The following is a 20,690-nucleotide window of genomic DNA, read 5'->3' as shown; positions in this document are numbered from 1 at the left end:
TCCTGCTCTCAAACGGGACGGTGAGATTCTACACAGGCTCCCCGACCCCTTTACGCTCAAGGGACAGGCTCCAGTAGGAGACGTCATGCAGGACGAACCGGTCCCAGGCGGCCTGGGGCAGGAGGCCGAAGCGGCTGAACCCGAACCGGTGCAGCAGAGCCTTGGAGGCCGAATTGTCATCGAAGATGATGGCCACGGCCAGACGCATGCCCTCCTGCCGGGCGCGCTCCAGCAGGGAATGGACCATCAGGGCGCCCAGACCCCGTCCACGGCTGTCGCGATCCACGTAGTAGCTCAGCTCGCAGGTCTCCTGGTAGCCGGGCCGGTCGTAGTATGCCGACAGGGAGCCGAAAGCCAGCACCCGGCCCTCCTGCTCCAGGACCAGGACCGGATGGCCCTGGTCCGGATCATGGGACAGCAGCCATTCCAAGCGCTGGTCCAGGCTGACCGGGGCCGTATCCGCCGTGGAACCACCATCCATGACCGCCTGGTTGTAGATGGCGGTGACCGCCTCCAGGTCCCCGCGACGGCAGAGCCGGATGCGCGGGGTGGCGCTCACTTGTTGCCGCCCTCCTGGTCGGATGCCTCCTTGAGGGCTTCACGCAGACGGTTCTGCGCCTCGCCGTAAGCGCTGAAGTCGCCCTTCTTCAGAGCGGCATCGCCGTCGCTCATGGCCTGGTTGGCCTTGTCCAAGGCCTGTTTCAGAGCCTGCCCGCCTGTCTCAGACGTCCCGCCGGACCCGGCGGACTTGTCCGGGGCCTTATCGGATTGCTCACTCTGGTCGGCATTGGAATTGGTGCGTCCTGTGTTGTCGGCATCGCCTGCCGATGCGCCCGAGTTGCCCTGGAAGGTCTTGTCAAGGGCCGCATCCAGGGTGGCTGAGGAAGAGACCTTGTCTCCGAAGGCCACCAAAACCCGCTTGAGCAGGGGGAAGCTGGTGGCGCCGCTGGACTGGACGTAGACCGGCTGGATATAGATCAGTCCGCCACCTATTGGCAGGGTCAGCAGGTTGCCGCGTTTGACCTTGGTGGATCCGGACTGGAGCAGGTTGAGCTCGGTGGAGACCGCAGCGTCCGAGTTGAAGTTGTTCTGGGCCTGCCCAGGGCCGGGCACATTGGAGTTCTTGGGCAGCTCCATCAGCCGGATGGTCCCGTAGTCCGGTCCTATCACCCCCTTGGTCGACCCGGCGTCGGAGTCCACGGAAAGGAACCCGGTCAGGATCTCCCTGGTGGAGGTTCCGGCGGGGATGAAGGTGGAGGTCAGCGAGAAGGCGGGCTTGTCGGTCCCCGGGGTCTGCAGGGTCAGATAGTAGGGAGGCTGCTTGATACCCGCCTTCTGCTCCTTGCTGGTCCCGGTCGGATCCACGGGGGTCTGCCAGAAGTCCTCGCCGGAGAAGAACTGGCTGGCCGAGTTGACGTGGTACTGGGACAGGAGCTGGCGCTGCACCTTGAACAGGCTCTCCGGGTAGCGCATGTGGCTCATCAGGTCGCCCGAGATGGACGAGAGCGGCTTGACCTGGCCGGGGAAGACCTTCTGCCAGGCCTTGAGCACCGGATCCTTGGCATCCCAGGCATACAAATCCACCGAACCGTCGTAGGCATCGACCGTGGCCTTGACGGAGTTGCGGATGTAGTTGGCCTTCTGGGAGCCCAGGCCCTTGACGGCCTCGGAGCTCAAGGTGGTCGTGTCCTGGGTGATGGGACCAAGGTCCACCTTCTGGGAGTAGGGGTAGGCGTCAGAGGTGGTGTAGCCGTCGACGATCCACTTGACCCGGCCATCCACCACAGCCGGGTAGACGCGCCCGTCCAGGGTCAGATAGGGGGCGATCTGGGCCACGCGCTCCTTGGGGGAGCGGTTGTAGAGAATCTGCGAGTCGGGCGTGACGCGGTCCGAGAAGAGGATCTGGTCGGATCCAAAGCGGATGGCGTAGAGGACCCGGGCCAGGAAGTTACCCACCGAGGGGCCGCCGTTGCCCTTGAAGGTGTTGGTGGCTCCCTTGGAGCCGGTGGGATAGTCGAACTCCCAGCCTGACGCGCCCTGGGGCGCGCCGACGATGGAATACTCGGGAGCATTGGGCGAGAAGTAGATTCGCGGCTCGTAATGCTGGCTGTCGGTCAGCTTGCCCTTGGTGGGGATGTCCTGCTCGAAGAACTCAGGCTGCCCGTCCGGGGTGACCTTGTTGCCGTAGGCGGCCACGATGCCGTAGCCATGAGTGAAGACCGTGTGGTCATTGACCCAGTTGCGGTTGTCGTTGCCCTCCAGGTCCAACTCGCGAGCGCCGATGACCGTGTCCTGGCTGACTCCATCGATGTCGTACTTGTCGACGGCCAGGGTGTCTTCGAAGGTGTAGTACTGCTTGGACTGCTGCAGCTGCCGGAAGGTGGGCGAGACAACCTGGGGATCCAGCAGACGAATCTGTGCGGTGGTCTCGGCATCCCGGGAGAGGGCGCCCGACTGGACCTCGGTGGTTGCGTCATAGGCCTCGGTCTTGAGCTTGTCCAGCCCGTAGGCCTTGGTGGTGGCGGCGATGTTGCGCTGGATGTAGGCGGATTCCATCTCCTGGGCGTTGGGGTTGACCCGGAAGCGCTGGACCAGGGCCGGCCAGAAGACGGTCAGCAACAGGGACAGGACGACGGTGACGGCCACAGCCAGGACGGGAATCCTCCACTGCCTGACTGCCGAACCCAGGGATCCGGCATGGACTCGGCCGGGTTCCAGGGTGGGTGAGCGCAGAATCCAGACGGCCAGGATGATGCCAAGCAGAGCCATGACCACGGACATGATCAGGGTGACGGGGATGGCCGCCTTGACCGAGGTGTAGGAGGCGCCGGTGATCCGGTCGCCCTCCTCGGTCAGCCTGCCGAAGACGCCCAGGGCCGTGTCGCCGGCCCAGACCAGCATGAACAGGAACAGCCAGACGGCCACCTGGCGACGGGCGGAACGGGTCATCTCCAGAATGCCGCGGCCCTGCACGGGCATGGTCAGGCGAATGCCGCCCATGAGGAAGTTGGTGACCAGACTGAAGACCGTTGCCGCCAACAGCATCATCAGCAGGGAGGAGACCAGCAGCTGCAGGCCGGGCAGGATGAAGACATAGAAGCCGGTGTCCAGGCCGAACTGGGGGTCGCGCACCCCGAAGGACTGGGCATTGAAGAGCAGGAGCACCTGCTTCCAATCCGCATTGAACTGGAAGCCGAAGAAGACGCCAACGACCAGGGAGACCACCACGGCCACCTTGAGCGCGGTGCGTGAGGAGACGCCCTTGCCCACCTCGATCAGATCGCCCCTGACCCTGATGGTGGACCCGTCAGGCGAATCGGGACGGCTGCGGATGGCCAGGATGGCCGAGAGCAGGGTCACCGCAGCCAGCAACAGGGCGTAGGCCAGCCACAGACCCACCTTGATGCCCAGCTGGGTCCAGACGATCTGCGCCGCTCCCAGCTGGGAGAACCACATGACGTCAGTGATGAAGCGGCTGAGCGCGAACAGGAGCAGGAAGACGACCAGGAGGACGGCCACAACCACGGCGAGGATCCTCGAGCCCCGGGAAGGTCCGTCACTGCCCTTCTTGCGGGAGGTGAGCCGGGGGTCACCCGGTCCGGGGAAGCGGAAGCGGGGTGTGCCGCCACCCCCCTGGCTGGGACCCTCGCCATCGGTTTGCACGTGCAGGATGACCGGGTCGTCTTCATTGCGACGCCGGCCTGGTCCGCCTGGACCACCCTCAGGGTCGAACATGGAACCGAAGAAATCAAAGAATGACATGTACCCAGCCTACATGAGACGGCGGTCTTGAATGGCTTGCCGGTAGACCTCCTCCACCTGATCGGCCACGGTGGTCACGTCGTAGCGGTCCAAGAGCGCCAGCTGGTCATGGCGCACCTTCCGCCTCCAGGAGGGGTCCCCCAGAGCCTGGGCGATTCGCCGGGCCAGCAGTTCGGGGGTGTTGGGCGAGTCGACGGCCACCAGAGCCCGTTCATCGCCCATCAGGGTGGACCGGTAGCCGGAATTGTCCCCAGCCAGCACCGGAGCCGTGCCCGAAGCGATGGCCTCCAAGAGGACGATGCCGAAGGATTCGCCCCCGGTGGAAGGAAAGACGGTCAGGTCGGAGGAGGCCAACAGGGCGGGCTTGTCCTTCTCGTCCACAAAGCCGGGGAAGGCCACCGGGATGCGTAGGCCGGCGGCCTTTCGACGGCAGTCCTCCAGCAGCGGACCCCTGCCGGCCATGGTCACATGCAGGCCTTCGGGCAGAATGCCGGCCCGCTCCCCCGCCCGGAGGGCCGAAATCAGGATCCCAGCCCCCTTGCGGGCCACGAACCGTCCCAGAAAGACCAGATGCTGCCCCTGGCCGTGCAGGCGCGCCACCTCTTGGTCACCGGCGGCCTGACGGGCCCGGCGCAGGGCAGCCACGTCCACAGGGTTGGCCACCACCCTGCTGGACACACCGGCGGTCTTCCGGGCATAGCTGGCCGCCACTGGCGAGACTGCGATGACCCTGTCGATGCGTCTATGGGTCCTGCGGTTGATCATCCCCAGCAGCCGGCCGCCCAGCAGCTGCAGGCTTCCCGTGGGGGCGATGTGGTAGGTGGCCACCAGGGCCGTTGACGGGTTTGCGGACCGAATGACCCGCCCTGCCAGGAAGGGACTGTATGGTGCCTGGACGTGCAACAGATCGAAGTGCCCCGCCTCCAGGACCCGGCGGATGGGCGCCTTGGGCGCAGGCAGGGGTATGCGCATCCTGTTGCCGTTGAAAGAGACCATGACGTTGCGGGAGAGGGAATGAACCCCGTCAACCGGCGGATGGGCGGTCTGCCCGACCAGATACTGAACCTTATGGCCCCGCCTGCCCAGCTCCCGTCCCAGGGTCAGAATGTGTTGCTGGACCCCGTCAAACACATCCAGGGTGTCATCGAAGACGAACCCGATGCTGAGCGTCACTGAACGTCCCGATCCGCTCCGGGCTCGGTCCCTGCGGCCAGTTGACGGCCCTTGAGGGCCAGGGCCACCAGGTGCCGGTCAGCGGCCTCCCGCTCCTGCTGCTCATCGTTGCCTGAGTCCAGATTGTCCACATAGATGGTCTCCACTTGCGCGACCTGGCAGTACTTGAGGAAAGTCTGCCTGCGCAGCTGGTTGTCCAGGGCCTCACCGATGCCGCTGGACCGGTACCATTCCTTTTCCCCACCGGTCAGCATGACCAGCTCCACCCGACGCCCGGCCAGGCCCCCCGGGGTTCCATCGGCGTTATAGGCGAAGCCCCGGCAGATGACCCGGTCGATGAAGCCCTTCATGATTGCCGGCATGCTGTACCAGTAGACGGGGAAGACCAGGGCCAGCACGTCCGCATCCTTGATGCGCTCCTGCATGGCCTGAACATCCTCGGGCATGGGTCCCTGGCCCAGGTAGTGGGTCCTGTCCTCCATGCCGAAGACGGGATTGAACCCCTCGGCGCAAAGGTCGATCAACTCGGTGCGAGCCCCGCCTTCGGCCGCCCCGTCCAGCAGGGCATTGCCCGCCGCATCGGTCAGACTCTTGGGTTCGGGGTTGGCCGTGACTGCCACGATCTTCATAGGGATTCGCTCCTTACATGTCATTTCGCACCTGCACCGACTGCGTGCAGACCCTTGTCATTGTCAGTCCTGGCAAGGACGGCAACACTGGTTAGGCAAATGCTTGACACTGCCCCCGGGGCCCATCTATGTTATTGGGTGGTCGGTAGGTGAAGCTACCGCATGGACAAGGCATGCTGCCGCAAAGTGGTGGAGACACCCCGCGCAGGTCAACAGTCCCCGTCGGATCAAGGCAGGGACTAATGCAGGGCCAAATACCATGCGAAGCCGAAGCTTGAACGATGACAATGGTCGGCTCATGGGCCGATCGCCACGCCGTCTTCGAGGCTGCCGACAGGGATGTTCCGCACCTTGGAGGGAGGCCATCGTGAATACTGTCGCACTGCCAGGAATGCTCCGTTCGCCACTGAACGACGACCGCAGCCAGGCATCGCGCTCCACCCGCATATGGACGGGCCTGGCCGTAGCCATAGGCGCACTGGTCCTGCTGGGGGCCCTGGCCTACCTGCTGCCGGCCCTGGGTGCGCCCATCGGCCCTGCAGGCGTACCCTCGCACGTCTCCACCGACCCGACCAACCTGCCCTACTACGCGCTGCGCTCCCTCTTCCGCATGTTCGCGGCCCTGATCATCTCCCTGGTCTTCGCCTTCCTCTACGGACTGGCCGCCGCGCGCTCCCGCCGCCTGGGCGCCGTGCTCATCCCCCTGCTGGACATCCTGCAGTCGGTGCCTGTGCTGGGCTTCCTGTCGGCCACCATCTCCATCTGGCTGGTCCTCTTCCCCGGGTCCATCATGGGCGTGGAGGCGGCCTCCATCTTCGCCATCTTCACCAGCCAGGCCTGGAACATGGCCTTCTCCTTCTATAACTCCCTGACCAGCGAGCCCGCCGACCTGGACGAGGCGGTGAGGCTGATGCGCCTGACCCGATGGCAGCGCTTCTGGAAGCTGGACGTACCCAACTCCATGATCCCCCTGCTCTGGAACTGCATGATGAGCATGGGCGGCGGCTGGTTCTTCCTGACCGCCTCCGAGATGATCTCGGTCAACAACAGGACCCTGGCCCTGCCCGGCATCGGCTCCTTTGTGGAGGAGGCCACCGCCGAACAGGACCTGGGCAAGGTGGGTCTGGCCATCCTGACCATGATCGTGGTGGTCCTGCTGATTGACTTCCTGCTCTGGAAGCCACTGACCGCCTGGGCCGAGAAGTTCCGCTACACCAGCAGCCAGTCCACCGAACCACGACGCAGCCTGGTGTTGACGGTCATCCGCCTGTCCGGAGTCAAGGACCTATTGGGCCTGGTAGGACACCCCCTGGCCGACCTGCTGGACCGGATCACCCGCCCCCTGGGTCGCACAGGAGCGCGCTGGAGCCGTGGAGGCGGACGCAGGCGGGCAAGCGACCTGGTCTGGTGGGTCTGCCTGGCCCTGATCGGTCTGTGGGGACTCTGGCAGCTGGACCGTCTGGTCATCCGTCCGCTGGGCCTGGGCGAGGTCGGGCATGTCTTCCAGCTTGGTCTGCTGACATTCCTGCGAGTGCTGATCCTGATGGTGGTCTGCACCATCGTCTGGGTCCCGATAGGCGCCCTGATCGGCATGAATCCGCGCATCTCCCGCTACCTGCAGCCCCTGGTGCAGATCTTGGCCTCCTTCCCGGCCAACTTCATCTTCCCCTTCGTCACCATGATCTTCATCATCTGGCGGATCGACATCAACTGGGGCAGCATCCTGCTCATGGCCCTGGGCACCCAGTGGTACATCCTCTTCAACGTCATCGCCGGGGCCTCCTCCATTCCCGACGATCTGCTGGAGATGTCGCGCAGCCTGGGCCAGAACCGCTGGCAGCGATGGAAGACCCTGATCCTGCCGGCCCTGTTCGGCTCCTGGTGCACCGGCGGCATCACAGCTGCCGGCGGGGCCTGGAACGCATCCATCGTCTCCGAGGTGGTCTCCTACGGCAAAACCGAACTGACAGCCAAGGGCCTGGGCGCCTACATCGCCCAGGTGACCGCCACCGGCGACACCCCCCGCATCATCCTGGGGGTGGCCGTCATGAGCATCTTCGTGGTCCTGGCCGACCGGTTCTTCTGGTCTCCCCTGCAATCACTGGCACAACGGCGCTATTCCCTGACATGAGAAGTCTGAGAGGTTCGACAATGACCAAGATCAATTCCAACGGGATCATCACGGCCGAGCACGTGACCAAGACCTACCAGTCCGACAAGGGCGCGGAGCTGACCGTCCTGGACAGCATCGACTTCACCCTGCACGAGGGCGAGGTGGTGGCCATCCTGGGCCGCTCCGGCGCCGGCAAGTCCACCCTGCTGCGCATCCTGGCCGGCCTGGTCCCGGCCAGCAAGGGCAGCGTCGAATACCGGGGCAAGCAGCTGAACGGGCCCAACCCCGGCGTGGCACTGGTCTTCCAGAGCTTCGCCCTGATGCCCTGGCTGACCGTCAAGGACAACGTCGAACTGGGCCTGCAGGCCCGAGGAGTTCCCAAGAAGGAGCGCGAGAAACTCTCCCTGGCCGCCATCGACGCCATTGGCCTGGACGGCTTCGAGAGCGCCTACCCCAAGGAGCTATCCGGCGGCATGCGCCAGCGTGTGGGCATCGCCCGGGCCCTGGTCCTCAAGCCTGATGCCCTCTTCATGGACGAGCCCTTCTCGGCCCTGGACGTGCTGACCGCCGAGAATCTTCGCCAGGAGGTCCTCAAGGTCTGGTCCGAGGAGGCAGGCAGCGTCAAGTCGGTCCTGATCGTCACCCACAACATCGAGGAGGCCGTGGAGATGGCCGACCGGGTCCTGGTCCTGGACTCGCATCCCGGCCGGGTCATCGCCGACGTGCCCATCAACCTGGACAGGCCTCGGGACAAGCAGTCCGACCTCTTCCAGTCCTGCGTGGACTACCTCTACTCCATCCTGACCGGTCAGCGCGACAGCGAGGACATCCGCCGCCGTCTGCAGACCAAGGTGCGCAACCGTCAGGCCGTGCGGGACTCGGTCCGAGACGAGGACACGGCCGAGCGCAACCTGCCCGACGCCACCCCCGGCGGACTGGCCGGTCTGGCCGACGTCATGGTCAACCAGCCCAACGGCATGGACCTGGCCGACCTGGCCGCCAAGCTCTCCTTCGAGGTGGACGACCTCTTCCCCCTGATCGACGCCGGGCTCATGCTGGGCATCTTCCAGGCGGACAACGGGCACGTCAGGCTGACCGACCAGGGCCGTGCCTGGCACGACGCCGACATTCTGGAGAGCAAGGAGATGTTCTCACGGATGCTGATGGACCACGTTCCGCTGATCCGCATCATCGACCGGGCCCTGAAGAACAGCGACGACAAGAGCCTGCACGGCTCCCTGATCCTGGACCTGCTGAGGGCCCACCACTCGGACAAGGAGGCCGTCCAGCAGTTCGACACCGCCATCACCTGGGGCCGCTACGGCGAGCTCTTCGACTACGATGCCGACGACGACCGGCTGACCCTGGACCCGGAAAACCACACCGAGTGAGCAACTGCAACAGCTATGGCAGTTGCGGTCCCCTTGGGCTCCTAGAATGAGCATCGGGCGATGGAACCCGCCCGGGGCTTGAGCCCCGAACCGCAAACTGCTGATAGTCCCTGCACCATGATTCGACGACCCCCGTCTGCGGGTCGGGTGCAGGCGCATGCCATTCAGCCCGACCCTGCGGATGCTGATCCGTCGGGAACCGAGGCCTCCAATGACCAAACCCCCTACCGGACCTGACATGGCCACGGCCCTGGTGGTGATGCTGGGCGGAACCCTGGGCACCGGCTGCCGGTACGCCTTGAGCCTGCTGCCGGGCCAGAGCGGTCCGCTGCATCCGGGAACCCTCCTGGCCAACCTGATCGCCTGCGCAGGCTACGCCCTGCTGACCGCCTTCCTGGCCGGGCTTCCCAAAAGCGCACATGCACGCCGAAGGCAGCTGACCAACAAGGGCCTGGGCATGGGCCTGTGCGGAGGGCTGTCGACCATGTCCACCCTTTCGCTGGAATTGGTCCAGGGCCTGTCTAGCGGTAAAGTCCAGGCAACCCTTGCCTACCTGCTGGTCTCCTTCGTCGGAGGCCTCTTGGTCTCCTCGGCCATGGCAGGGCTGGGAGTGCGTTTGGCCGCACGCATCCAGGCGGGTGCGCGATGACCATTACGTTTACATTGCTGATTTGCCTGTGCGGCGGCCTGGGTGCCGGACTTCGCTACCTGCTGGATACTCTGGTCAAGGCCCGCTGGCAGGTGGATCTGCCCCTGTCGACCATGGTCATCAACTTGTTGGCCGGATTGGCTGCAGGGCTGGTGGCCGCCCTGGCCGCCTTCCACGGACTGCCCGCCTGGGGATGGCTGCTGCTGGCCACAGGACTGCTGGGCGGCTTCTCCACCTTCTCGACAGCGGTCAACGAAGTGCTGGCCCTGGCCCGGCGGAGACGGCATCTGGCGTCTCTTGGCTATCTGGCAGCTTCGATCTTCCTGCCGCCTCTGTTGACGGCCCTGGGCTTCCTGCTGGCCGGACCCGGCATGTAGCAGGTCCGGCCAGCAATCGAGGCGTTCCAGAATCAGGCGCGAGCAGGTTCCGGACGACCCTGGGCGGAGTCTGCGGCAATCCCCAGCCGGTCGTCATGCCGACGCCACCAGGCGGACAGGACCGAGCCGGAGATGTTGTGCCAGACGCTGAAGAAGGTTGAGGGGATGGCCACAATCGGGTCGGCGGCGAATGCCTGCAGGGCCAGGGTCGCGCCCAGTCCCGAATCCTGCATGCCCACCTCGAAGGTGATGGCCTTCTGCTGGGCGTAGCGGAACCCCTTGGGATAGAGGCGGTACATGAGCCGGCTGAAGAGGAAGCCCAGCCCGTACCCGCACAGGTTGTGGAGCATGACCACCGGCAGGACCAGGGCGGTGGCGGCGGTGAAGAGCTTGGCATGGTTGACGGAGACCACCACGCCGATGATAATCAGGATGGCGATCTGCGAGACCGCCGGCAGGGCCACGGTCACCTTCTGCACCTTCTCCTTGAAGAAGGCGTGGACGGCCAGGCCCAGGGCGATGGGGATCAGCACCACCTCAAGGGCGGTCAGGAAGAGCTGCTTGGTGGGGATGGCCACATACTGGCTGGCCAGCAGGTTCATCAGCATGGGGATCATGAAGGGCGCGCACAGGGTGGAAAGCAGGCCTATGGACACGTCCAGGGCCACGTCGCCGCGCGACAGGTAGGACATAACATTGGAGGAGGTCCCCGAGGGGCAGCAGCCCACCAGGATGACACCCACAGCGATCATGCCGTCCAGCCGGAAGATGCGGCAGAGCAGCACGGCCAGCAGGGGCATGATCAGGTAGTGGGCCACGGTGCCGACGATGACCATGAGCGGCATCTTGACGATTCGCTTGAAATCGTCCAGACTCAGGGTCAGCCCCATGCCGAAGAGAATAATGCTCAGGAAGTAGTTGGTGTAGCTGCGGGCCCAAATGCTAATCTGCGGGACAAAGAAGTTGATGGCGGCCCAAACTAGGACCACCAGAATGAACCACTTAGTCAACCAGTCACTGAACCGCTGCACCTTTTGCATGATTCCTGACCACTTCCTCTCGATAGTTCTCTCTGTGGTAGAGCAAAATTAGAAAACCGAGGGCAGGCACGACGGCGAATGGTCACATTTTGGACGAGGATGCTCCGGCACCGACTGGAATTCAGTTGACCAGGACGGGAGTGCCCATGGGCACGGACTGCATGATCCACAAGGCGTCAGGCACGGTCAGCCTGATGCAGCCATGGGAGCTGGGTCGGATGCCCAACAAGTCAGCCTCCTCCTTTATGTAGCTGCCACTAAGATCAGTGGGAACCGAGTGGAAGAGGAAGACCCCGTGGTTCAGAAAGCTGGTGTAATAGCGGGCGCCCATCCCCTCGCTGGGGTTGTAGAAGTGGTCGCCGCGCTCGGCTTGGATACGGAAGTTGCCCCTAGGCGTGGAGTCATCCATACCTGTCGAGGCATACATGGTGTAGAGCAGTTGAGACCCATCACGCACGTAGACCCGCTGATCCTGAAGGCTGACCTCCAAGGAGATGCCAGGGTGGGCCGCAGGATCCGGGTAATCGACCTGCTGCGAAGGCTTGAGCCAATCGACAGGCTGAGTGGAGGAGCAATCAGGGTCTGTCTTCTGAACCTTTGTCTGCTTCTTTGCCGCTGATGAAGAGAAGGACTTGGATTTGCTGGGATGATGCGCCTTGGGAAATTGTCTCACCGAAACGGTTGATGTACTGGAAGTGCTCGCATCTGCCGATCGTTCTGTATGAGCCGCATCCACCGGCTGGAACAGATTGTCGACCAAAACTGTCAGCAACAGCGTCAACAGGGCGGTTGTCACTACCACAGGCGTGCGGCGGACAGGGTCCAGCAGCCAACGGAGCATGGCAAGCAGACGCCGCTTAAGGCGTTTGCTATCCAATCCCCAGACAGCCATGTCCTTCCCCTTCTTCGCCATCGAACGAACCTGTGTGCACAGTTCATTTTAGCGGCAGAAGGAACCAGGGCGGACCCAGCCTTTCAGCACCTGCCTGGCCCAATCCTCCAGCAGGTCGCAGACCAGGGCGGTCTGCTCAATCTGCACATTGTGGCCGGCCCGGTCCAGCACCGAGTAGGAGGCCCTGGGGAAGCGGCAGGCCAGGTCGAACTGGTCCAGGTAGCCCACACGGTCGTCCTGGCGGGCGCAGACAAAGAGCACAGGGGCTATGAATCCGGACCAGACCTGGTCAAAGTCCATATCCAGCTGGTAGTGCCCCTCCATTCGAGCCACCGTATCGGCATCGGCCGAACGAATGCCGGGCATGATGGTGCGTTGGTAGGCCTCAAGATGCTCCCGGGATTCCACCACAGCCATCTGCCGGTAGGCATGCCTGGTGAACTCGTCCACGTCGGCCAGGCCCTGGTCGTCCCGGACCAGCACCTGACGCGGGGGCAGGCGCCTGTGGGCGGTCACCGGGTCGACCACCGAGGAGAGCAGGGCCATCCCCCGGCAGCGGTCCAACCGACCGGCGGTGGCATGGCGGCTGAGCAGCCCACCCAGGGAGTTGCCCAACAGGGCGAAGGGGCCGCCGCCGCTGAAAATGTCCACCTGGTCATCCAGCCACCGGGCCAGACCGTCCAGGTCGAGGATGGACGGGTCAGGCGGCGTGCGGCCGAAGCCGGGCTGGTCCAGATAAATCCGCTCGAATCCGCCCACCCGCTCGAAGACGGGGTCCAGGTCGTCGAAGATGTGGTGGTCCACGCCGGACCCATGCACGAAGATCAGTGGCAGCCCATGACCCCGGCGAATGGCGAACCCGGGCTTGGAGTTCACTTCTTTGAACCGGAAGGGATGCCGGTCTTGAACTCCACGATGTCGCCGTCCTGCATGACGTAGTCCTTGCCCTCAAGGCGCATCTTACCCTCCTCGCGCACCTTGGCGTAGGACCCGTCTGCGGCCACGAAGTCGTCATATGAGACCACCTCGGCCTTGATGAAGCCCTTCTCGAAGTCGGTGTGGATTACGCCAGCGGCCTGTGGGGCGGTCCAGCCCTTGTGGATCTGCCATGCGCGCACCTCCTTGACCCCGGCGGTCAGGAAGGTCTGCAGACCGAGGATGTCGAAGCCCACCCGGGCCAGCTGGTCCAGGCCGGACTCCTTGAGCCCGGCATCGGTCAGCATCTCTCGGGCGTCGGCCTCGTCCAGCTCGGTCAGCTCGGACTCGAACTGGGCGTTGAGGAAGATGGCGGGCGCGGGAGCCACGGAGTCGGCCAGCTGCTTCTTCATGTCCTCGTTCTGCAGCTCGTCGTCGTCCACGTTGAAGACGTAGATGAAGGGCTTGGCCGTCATCAGATGCAGGTCGTAGAGCTCGTCCTTGTCGATGTCCCCGGCCTGGGCCGCCTGGTCGATGGTCCGGCCTTGACCCAGAATCCCCTTGGCCTTGCGGACGGTGTCCAGGTAGGCGGGCTTGATCTTGCCGCCTCGCTGGTCCTTCTCCAGCTTGGGCAGGGCCTTGTCGATGGTCTGCATATCGGCCAGGATCAGCTCGGTGTTGATGGTGTCGATGTCGTCGGCCGGATCCACCTTGCCGTTGACGTGGACGATGTCGTCGTCATTGAAGGCACGAACCACCTCGCAGATGGCGTCAGCCTCGCGGATGTTGGCCAGGAACTGGTTGCCCAGCCCCTCCCCCTCCGAGGCCCCCTTGACGATGCCGGCGATGTCCACGAAGGTGACCGTGGCGGGCACGATCTTGTCCGTGTGGACCAGCTTGGCCAGGACGGGCAGCCGGTCGTCGGGCAGGGGCACGATGCCGGTGTTGGGCTCGATGGTGGCGAAGGGGTAGTTCTCCGCCAGAACGTTGTTGCGGGTGAGGGCGTTGAAGAGTGTGGACTTGCCAACGTTGGGCAGCCCGACGATTCCTATGGTTAACGACATATGCACCAGTCTATTGCCCGGACTGCCCCGGCGTGGCTCCCCCTAGTCGCCGCGCTCCACCGCATCGATGGCCTCGATGACCGCTCCACGGAAGCCGTGCTTCTCCAGGGAGGCGACCCCCTTGATGGTGGTTCCGCCCGGCGAGCAGACCGCGTCCTTCATGGCCCCGGGGTTGGTGCCGGTGGCCAGGTAGAGGGCTCCGGTCCCCTCCACCATTCGCGCCGCCAGCCGGTAGGCCGCCTGCCTGGGCAGCCCATGCTCCACCCCGGCGTCGGCCAGGGCCTCCATGTACATGGCTGTGTAGGCGGGCGCACATCCGGCGATGGTCGTACCCACCGAGACCAGCTCCCGAGGCAGACGCTCGATCATGGCCACCGGGTCGAAGATCTGGGTGAAGAGCTCCCGCTCCTGGTCGGTCAGGGTGTCTTCCTCCTGGGTGACCAGAATCCCCTGCCCTACCGAAATGGGGGTGTTGGGGATGGCGCAGATCAGGTGGGTGCCCTCCTCCAGGATGTCGGCATAGTCCTCAAGGGTCATGCCGCCCACCACCGAGAGGACCATGCGGTCCGGGTCAGCCAGCTCATGGCGGATGGGTTCGCAGACCTGGGCCACCTGCCCCGGCTTGATGGCCAGAATCACCAGGTCGGCGGCCGCTGCCACCTCGGTTCCGGAGTGCATGGGCCGCACCCCCAGCTGGGCCGCCCGCTCCACCAGCCGGTCGTAGTGGGCTGCGCAGGCCACAATCCGGCCGCCGGGCAGCACACCCGCGTCGACAAGCCCCTGGGCCATGGCCTGGGCCATGTTGCCGTAACCGATGAATCCGAGAGTCAATGAGTCCGTGTCCATGCCCTCAAGTCTAGCCGCGCGCCGGGAAGAGACCCTCCAGATCGCCGCGCTCCAGGGCCAGCCGGTAGAGGTGGGCGAAGACCCTGTCCCCGTGCAGGCCGTCGTGCTCGAACTCGTTGGTCACCCAGGCATAGGCGTGACCCACGCGCGAGAGGGTGTCCAGCTGGAGCTCCGAGGGCACATAGAGGTCGTCGGCATAGACCGCGGCCTGCAGGGGAACCTGATTGTCGGCCAGACGGTCTGGATCGTACAGGTGGCCCCAGGAGCCCTCCTCCATGAGCAGGCTGACCGCAGGGCCGAAGGGGCGCAGGGCCGCCTCCTGCTCGAACATCCAGGGGAAGATCGCCTCCCCGGTGAACATGAGCGGGCGGGCAGCAGTATCGAATTCAGGACGGGCATCGCGCACCCGCTGTGCAGCCCAGCGCAGGGGTTCGCAGTCCCCGTCGGCGTAGATGAACTCCTGCAGGGGCCAGTAGAGCGGTGTGACGGCAGTGGCCGACCGCACCCCCTCCAGGAAGGCCTGCGAGAGGGTGGCCCGGGAGCTGCTGGCGCCGGAAGCGGGCAGGCTGCCGTCCCCGTCCAGGAAGGCTGTGTCCAGCAGCCAATGGAGACGCTCGAACCCGCCGCTCTTGCCCAGGTCGGCGCCCAGGGTCTGCAGCCGCTCCACGCTCAGAGGGTCGCCGCCGGGCAGGACCACATCGCCCTGGGCCAGCCGGTCGGCAATGGCCGCTACACGGTCTTGGTCCCCCGGATAGCGCTGGTAGAAGGCCTGGGACCGCTGGGCCATCTTGTCGAAAGTATGGGAGTAGAGCTCATAGGCATCAGCGGGAATGTGCGGTACGCCCCCGGTGGTAAAGGCCGCAGCCAGCCCCTGGGGATAGTTCGACAGGTAGGCCATGGTCAGGAAGCCGCCGAAACTCTGCCCAAGGGCCACCCAGGGATGGCCGGCGAAGACCGTGCGACGCAGGTGCTCGAAGTCCCGGATGATGGAGTCCGCCAGAAAATGCTTCAGATAGTCGGCCTGGGCCCGGGGCTCTCCCAGGGAGGCCATGGTGGAGCCGTCGATGGCGTTGGACCGGCCCGTACCCCGCTGGTCGGGCAGGACAATGCGGAAGTGGCGCAGGGCCTCGGGCATCCACCCGTCGGCGGTGGCGTTCAGTGGCCTTGGGGCGCCCGAGCCTGGTCCGCCCTGCAGGTAGACCAGCAGCGGCAGGTCGTCGTGGATGTGCTCGGGGGCGCAGACCACGCGGTAGAAGCAGCGGATGACCGCCTGGTCCGAATGACCTTCGGCTCGCCAGACGCCAGGTTTACTGCCCGCCCAGTCCAGAGGAACAGGAATGGACCCCTCGCGGACGTAGAGTCCCGGCAGATAGTATCCCTGGTTGGTCATACGCTGGCTCCTTTCTTTAAAATCAGTCGGGTTCATTGTCACCGGGCGGTTGGACCTGACTTGTGTGTTGTTGTCGGGCTGGGTGCTACGGTGAGAGGCGGGGCGTCGCTAGACGGCTGGCTTCCGCCAGGATTCGCGCAATTTGATACAGGTCTGGCGTTGGCAGGCAGAAAGACTTTCCGACAGTCAGAACTTTAAGGGGCAAGTGGCGCTGATTCTGCATGTTGTCGGTGGGAGGTTTTTTCATGCATCTGGTTTCCCGTCTGCGTCGTGCATCGGCGACGACGATCGTCCTGCTGGGTCTGCTTGCGGGCCTGGGCATCGCATCCGCCCAAGCTGACGCTCCTATCCTTGATCGTCAGACCCCTCGCGCATCTGACGGCACCTCCGCCACTCTCCCCAACAACGCAACCGACACCCCACTTTCCTCACCTTCACCGATACAAACCACCACACCATTAAGCACCACGCCAGGCACCCCGTCATCAGCCACCCCGTCATCGACGGCGGGAACACCTGACGGCGCGGGCCCCTCTCCGGCCAAGCCATCCGACAAGACGGATGCGCAGGCCGCGCACACCGTGCGTTTCGACCCGGCCGACGGCGGCAAGCCCACACAGGAGGCCGTGAAGACCGGCACCCTCGCCACTCCCCCACAAGAGAACCCGCAGCGTGAAGGCTTCAGGTTCGACGGGTGGACATACAACGGCCAGCCCTATGACTTCCGGACCCCCGTCCTGCAGGACACGATCCTGACTGCAAAATGGACCAAGGTCACGGACTGGAGGCTGAACCCGGACCATGGGCCCGCCACCGGCACCCGGCTGACCATCAGCCCGCCCGACAGGCAGGAACCCTGCTACATCAGCGTCCAAGCCGCCGGAGAGCAGATCCTCGGCCTGACCGGGGACGGCCGCATCCACACCTGGACACAGGACCACACACCCAGGCAGGTTCCCGCCCCCGCCCAGGCCGCCGACGGGTTCCGTTACCTGCAGGCCGCGGCAGGCAGCCGCCGGCAGGCCGCAATCGGATCAGACCAGCGGATCTACACCTGGGACAGCCAACAGACCACGCCCACAATCCTCGACACCGGCCCAGACGCCCTGTTCACCAGCATCAGCATCAACGACGACCGGCTCCTGGCCGTGGACCGTCAAGGCCGGGTCCACGCCTACCAGTCCAGCGATGCCGACAGCCGGAATCCGAATCCGAAATTCACACAACAGGCCACGACCGGCCTGCCCGAACCGGCGCAGGCCGTCACCGCCGCCGCCTCCGACAGCCGGATCCTCATCGTGGATTCGGACGGGCAGGCCTGGACCCGGAACGCGAACAACACGGTAAAAGCCAAGCCTGAACGTATCAGGCAGGACCCGGGCACGCGCACCGTCCAGGCCCAGGCCCTCAACCAGGGGTTCCTCCTCCTGGACGCGAACGGACAGGCCTGGTACCTGGCCTATGGCAAGAGCAGCCCCACAGCCGTCAGCCTGCCCAACAGCGAGCAGATCGGCAGAATCAACAGCGGCGAAGAACAGACCATGATCGTTGACAAAGACGGCCACATCTGGGCCTGGAAGCCGGGAAGCAAGCCCATCCGGGCGGACGATGGGAGCCGGCAGTACACGCAGGCCGCAAGCACCGGCAGCAGGATCACCGCCATCAACAGGCAGGGCAGCATGTTCACGTGGGGCCTGGACGGGCAGGGCCGGCCCGGCAAGCCCGTCAGGCTCGACACCATCTCCGAGTCAACCCTGCAATCAGCCAGCATGGACGGCCAGCCGCTGACACCCGACAAGACCGGCGACGCCTGGCAGACGGAGGTTCCCGCACGCCAACCCGGACAAGCCATCATCACCATCACCGGCAAAGAAGACAACCGGCCCTTCACAAGAAGCCTTACGTACACGGTCGACCAGCCGCTGACACGTGACGTCGAGCCACGATCCACATTTACGGTCCGATTCGACACGGGCGGAGGAAACCCCGGACCAGCAGACCAGCATTTCCCCGCCCCGTACGGCAGGGTGAAGCGGCCCTCCCCCGACCCTATGCGCGAAGGCTATCTGTTCGACGGGTGGTTCACCGGGCAGGCCGCCTACGATTTCAGCAGGCCCGTCGACAAGGACCTGACCCTGACCGCCAAGTGGACCGAAAGCCGGAACAGCACGTGGAGCATCAGCCCGGACAAGGGCAGCCAGCTGGGCAACGAGGCCACGACCATCACCCCGCCGGACAGCGCCAGGCGAGGCATCAGGTTCAGCCAGATCAGCGGATCAAAATACAACGGTGACCCTACCTATGGTTTTTCCTTGGCGGTGGGCAGCGACGGGAACGCCTACGCCTGGGGATACAACAGGTATGGCCAGCTCGGCGACGGGACGACCACCACCCGGACCACGCCGGTCAAGGTCAGCAAGCCTGTAGGCGCGCCAACGGATTTCACCTACGTGCAGGTCAGTGGCGGATACTACCATTCGCTGGCCATCGGCAGCGACGGATACGCCTACGCATGGGGACGCAGTGACTCTGGCCAGCTCGGCAACAACACCACAACAACATATTCGTCTGTTCCTGTGCGCGTGCGCGACCCCACAAGCCCCACTGATAAGAACAAAGGGCTGAAAGCTATACAAGTCAGCGCCGGAGGCGATCATTCGCTCGCCGTGGGCAGCGACGGGAACGCCTACGCCTGGGGAAGCAACGGCAGTGGCCAGCTCGGCGACGGAACGTACACCACCCGGACTACGCCGGTCAAGGTCAGCAAGCCTGCAGACGCGCCGACGAACTTCACCTACGTGCAGGTCAGCGGCGGATACAATGATTCGCTGGCCGTGGGCAGCGACGGGAACGCCTACGGCTGCGGAGACAACACCTATGGCAAGCTGGGCGACGGGACAAGCACCAGCCGGGCTATGCCAGTCAAGGCGAGCAAGCCTGCAGACGCGCCGACGGATTTCACCTACATACAGATCAGCGCCGGAGCCGGTCATTCGCTGGCCGTGGGCAGCGACGGATACGCCTACGCATGGGGACGCAGTGACTCTGGCCAGCTCGGCAACAACACTAGCGGCTTCGGTGCGCATTCGTCTGTTCCTGTACACGTGCGCGACCCCAGCAGCCCCACTGACGAGAACAAAGGGCTGAAAGCCACACAGGTGAGTGGCGGAGGGGATCATTCACTCGCCGTGGGCAGCGACGGATACGTATACGCCTGGGGAATCAACAACTATGGCCAGCTCGGCAACAACACCACAAGCGGCTCCACTGCGAACCCTGTTCCTGTACACGTGCGCAACCCCGCCAATTCCGCTGACACGAGCAAAGGACTTCAAGCCACACAGGTCAAAGTCGGATACGATTTTTCATTGGCCATGGGCAGCGACGGGAATGCCTACGCCTGGGGTGCCAACGGCAATGGCCAGCTCGGCAACGACACCACAAACACCAAGTTGGTTCCGGTGCCGGTGGTGTTCAACCTGCAGCTGGTAATCACTGGTGTCAAGTTCGACACCGATTCCGGCACGAACCTGACGCGCGGCGATGGCAGCAGCGTGATCGTGACAACGCCTGCGCACGCGCCTGGCATGGTCACGGTCAGCGTGGACTACACGCTGGGCGGCGCACCCCAAAAACCGGACACCTCCCTCAGATACACGTACACGCCTTTAGGCGTGCTCCCCCAGGCCGGAGGGGAAGGCATCCTGCTCGCCCTGGCCACCGGCATGACCGGCATGGGCGGGGTCCTCGCATCCCGCCGCCACAGAGGAGAAACACGCCAACTGTTTCACACTTCACACGAGTAAGCCAGGACAGGCGCCGTATCAATCCCCCCGCCCCGGCCTTCAACGAGGGCGCACGGAGGAATGTCACATTCAAGGCTCATCCCCAGAGGAGCCGACACTCCTCTTGCACCCCCACCACCACACTACCGTCGACTGCTATTGACAGTAATAGAAAGCAGGCATGCACGCCCCGCCTCTGCCCTTGAAAGGGATAAACTCGGGCAGATCGATTAAGGAGCATAGAACCCCCAAGTCCGCTCGGTTTTCGTCTCTGCTCCCGGTTTCGGATAATTACTGGAAACAAACGCTTTTGCTCAACCAAAAAATCCATTGTCGTCGGCGAATGACTTGGCTTGTGAGTTATAGGCGAGCTGGGTGGTAGGGTGAAAAGCGGGGAATGTCGAGAAGACGGCTGGCTTTCGTCTTGGCTCCTGCAACGTAATGCAGAGCTGGCGCTGAGCTATGGGCGGCTTTCCGACATGAAGAACTTTAAATAGGCAGGCGGTGTTTGCTCCGCTTGGTGTTTGGTGAAGGGGTTTTGGTTTCATGCATCTGGTTTCCCGTCTGCGTCGCATCATGGCGATGATGATCGTCCTGCTGGGCCTGCTGGCAGGCCTGGGTGTCGCGTCCGCCCAGGCGGACGCTCCTGTACTCACCGGGGGGG

General features: G+C 64.4%; 16 protein-coding genes and 2 riboswitches (1 of these 18 cut by a window edge). Of the genes, 6 read left to right on the top strand and 10 right to left on the bottom strand.

Features of this window, described 5'->3' with window-relative positions; translation table 11 throughout:
- Positions 1–28: 28 nt before the first annotated feature.
- From H3T89_RS01445 to H3T89_RS01430, 4 genes are read right to left on the bottom strand one after another with little or no spacing between them, the layout of a single operon-like run.
- The gene (locus H3T89_RS01445) at positions 29–559 is read right to left on the bottom strand and encodes a GNAT family N-acetyltransferase (protein WP_332461036.1); all 531 of its coding nucleotides are present in this window, start codon (positions 557–559) and stop codon (positions 29–31) included.
- Positions 556–3,762: a UPF0182 family membrane protein gene (locus H3T89_RS01440; RefSeq protein ID WP_198216019.1), complete on the bottom strand. Its 3,207-nt coding sequence runs from the start codon at positions 3,760–3,762 to the stop codon at positions 556–558. The genes H3T89_RS01445 and H3T89_RS01440 overlap by 4 nt, the downstream gene beginning before the upstream one ends.
- Before the next feature lie 9 nt (positions 3,763–3,771).
- Complete coding sequence (locus H3T89_RS01435; protein WP_198216018.1) at positions 3,772–4,935, bottom strand: glycosyltransferase family 4 protein; 1,164 nt, start codon at positions 4,933–4,935, stop codon at positions 3,772–3,774.
- Positions 4,932–5,564, bottom strand: coding sequence for an NAD(P)H-dependent oxidoreductase (locus tag H3T89_RS01430; protein WP_015021992.1), 633 nt, complete (start codon positions 5,562–5,564; stop codon positions 4,932–4,934). The genes H3T89_RS01435 and H3T89_RS01430 overlap by 4 nt, the downstream gene beginning before the upstream one ends.
- Before the next feature lie 134 nt (positions 5,565–5,698).
- A riboswitch (M-box (ykoK) riboswitch) is annotated at positions 5,699–5,857 on the top strand.
- A gap of 98 nt (positions 5,858–5,955) precedes the next feature.
- On the opposite strand from H3T89_RS01430, the gene H3T89_RS01425 reads away from it, so the two are divergent.
- From H3T89_RS01425 to H3T89_RS01410, 4 genes are all read left to right on the top strand, one after another.
- Positions 5,956–7,695 (top strand): ABC transporter permease, encoded by a 1,740-nt coding sequence (locus tag H3T89_RS01425; protein ID WP_198204239.1) that lies wholly within the window; start codon positions 5,956–5,958, stop codon positions 7,693–7,695.
- Between the two features lie 20 nt (positions 7,696–7,715).
- Positions 7,716–9,068, top strand: a complete 1,353-nt coding sequence (locus tag H3T89_RS01420) for an ABC transporter ATP-binding protein (protein WP_415873461.1) — start codon at positions 7,716–7,718, stop codon at positions 9,066–9,068.
- Between the two features lie 47 nt (positions 9,069–9,115).
- Positions 9,116–9,188, top strand: a riboswitch (Fluoride riboswitch).
- A 91-nt stretch (positions 9,189–9,279) separates the two neighbouring features.
- Positions 9,280–9,717, top strand: coding sequence for a fluoride efflux transporter FluC (locus tag H3T89_RS01415; protein ID WP_198216016.1), 438 nt, complete (start codon positions 9,280–9,282; stop codon positions 9,715–9,717).
- Positions 9,714–10,094 carry a fluoride efflux transporter FluC gene (locus H3T89_RS01410; protein WP_198216015.1) on the top strand — a complete coding sequence of 127 codons (381 nt, stop codon included), beginning with the start codon at positions 9,714–9,716 and terminating at the stop codon, positions 10,092–10,094. The genes H3T89_RS01415 and H3T89_RS01410 overlap by 4 nt, the downstream gene beginning before the upstream one ends.
- A gap of 32 nt (positions 10,095–10,126) precedes the next feature.
- On the opposite strand, the gene H3T89_RS01405 is transcribed toward H3T89_RS01410, so the two are convergent.
- The 6 genes from H3T89_RS01405 to H3T89_RS01380 form a co-directional block, all read right to left on the bottom strand.
- Positions 10,127–11,134 (bottom strand): bile acid:sodium symporter family protein, encoded by a 1,008-nt coding sequence (locus tag H3T89_RS01405; protein WP_198216014.1) that lies wholly within the window; start codon positions 11,132–11,134, stop codon positions 10,127–10,129.
- A gap of 121 nt (positions 11,135–11,255) precedes the next feature.
- Complete coding sequence (locus H3T89_RS01400; protein WP_198216013.1) at positions 11,256–12,047, bottom strand: L,D-transpeptidase; 792 nt, start codon at positions 12,045–12,047, stop codon at positions 11,256–11,258.
- 27 nt (positions 12,048–12,074) lie between these two features.
- Entirely contained in the window at positions 12,075–12,902 is an 828-nt protein-coding gene (locus H3T89_RS01395) for an alpha/beta fold hydrolase (protein WP_198216012.1), read from the bottom strand.
- The gene (gene ychF / locus H3T89_RS01390) at positions 12,899–14,005 is read right to left on the bottom strand and encodes a redox-regulated ATPase YchF (RefSeq protein WP_198216011.1); all 1,107 of its coding nucleotides are present in this window, start codon (positions 14,003–14,005) and stop codon (positions 12,899–12,901) included. Before ychF ends, H3T89_RS01395 begins: the two co-directional genes overlap by 4 nt.
- Before the next feature lie 42 nt (positions 14,006–14,047).
- The gene (gene proC / locus H3T89_RS01385) at positions 14,048–14,851 is read right to left on the bottom strand and encodes a pyrroline-5-carboxylate reductase (protein WP_198216010.1); all 804 of its coding nucleotides are present in this window, start codon (positions 14,849–14,851) and stop codon (positions 14,048–14,050) included.
- A gap of 10 nt (positions 14,852–14,861) precedes the next feature.
- A complete protein-coding gene (locus tag H3T89_RS01380) occupies positions 14,862–16,241 on the bottom strand; it encodes an alpha/beta fold hydrolase (protein ID WP_198216009.1) in 1,380 nt (459 codons plus the stop codon).
- Between the two features lie 245 nt (positions 16,242–16,486).
- On the opposite strand from H3T89_RS01380, the gene H3T89_RS01375 reads away from it, so the two are divergent.
- Positions 16,487–20,047 (top strand): RCC1 domain-containing protein, encoded by a 3,561-nt coding sequence (locus tag H3T89_RS01375; RefSeq protein WP_198216008.1) that lies wholly within the window; start codon positions 16,487–16,489, stop codon positions 20,045–20,047.
- 598 nt (positions 20,048–20,645) lie between these two features.
- A protein-coding gene (locus H3T89_RS01370) for an RCC1 domain-containing protein (protein WP_442859981.1) crosses the window boundary here: on the top strand, positions 20,646–20,690 show its 5' end (the start). Its footprint extends 3,600 nt past the window's final position; 45 of the gene's 3,645 nt are visible here — the first part of the coding sequence; the start codon lies at positions 20,646–20,648; its stop codon lies off the right edge, out of view.

This window comes from Bifidobacterium sp. W8114 (assembly GCF_016101165.1).
GTDB lineage: Bacteria > Actinomycetota > Actinomycetes > Actinomycetales > Bifidobacteriaceae > Bombiscardovia > Bombiscardovia asteroides.
This window is presented reverse-complemented; position numbering and strand designations above follow the sequence as displayed.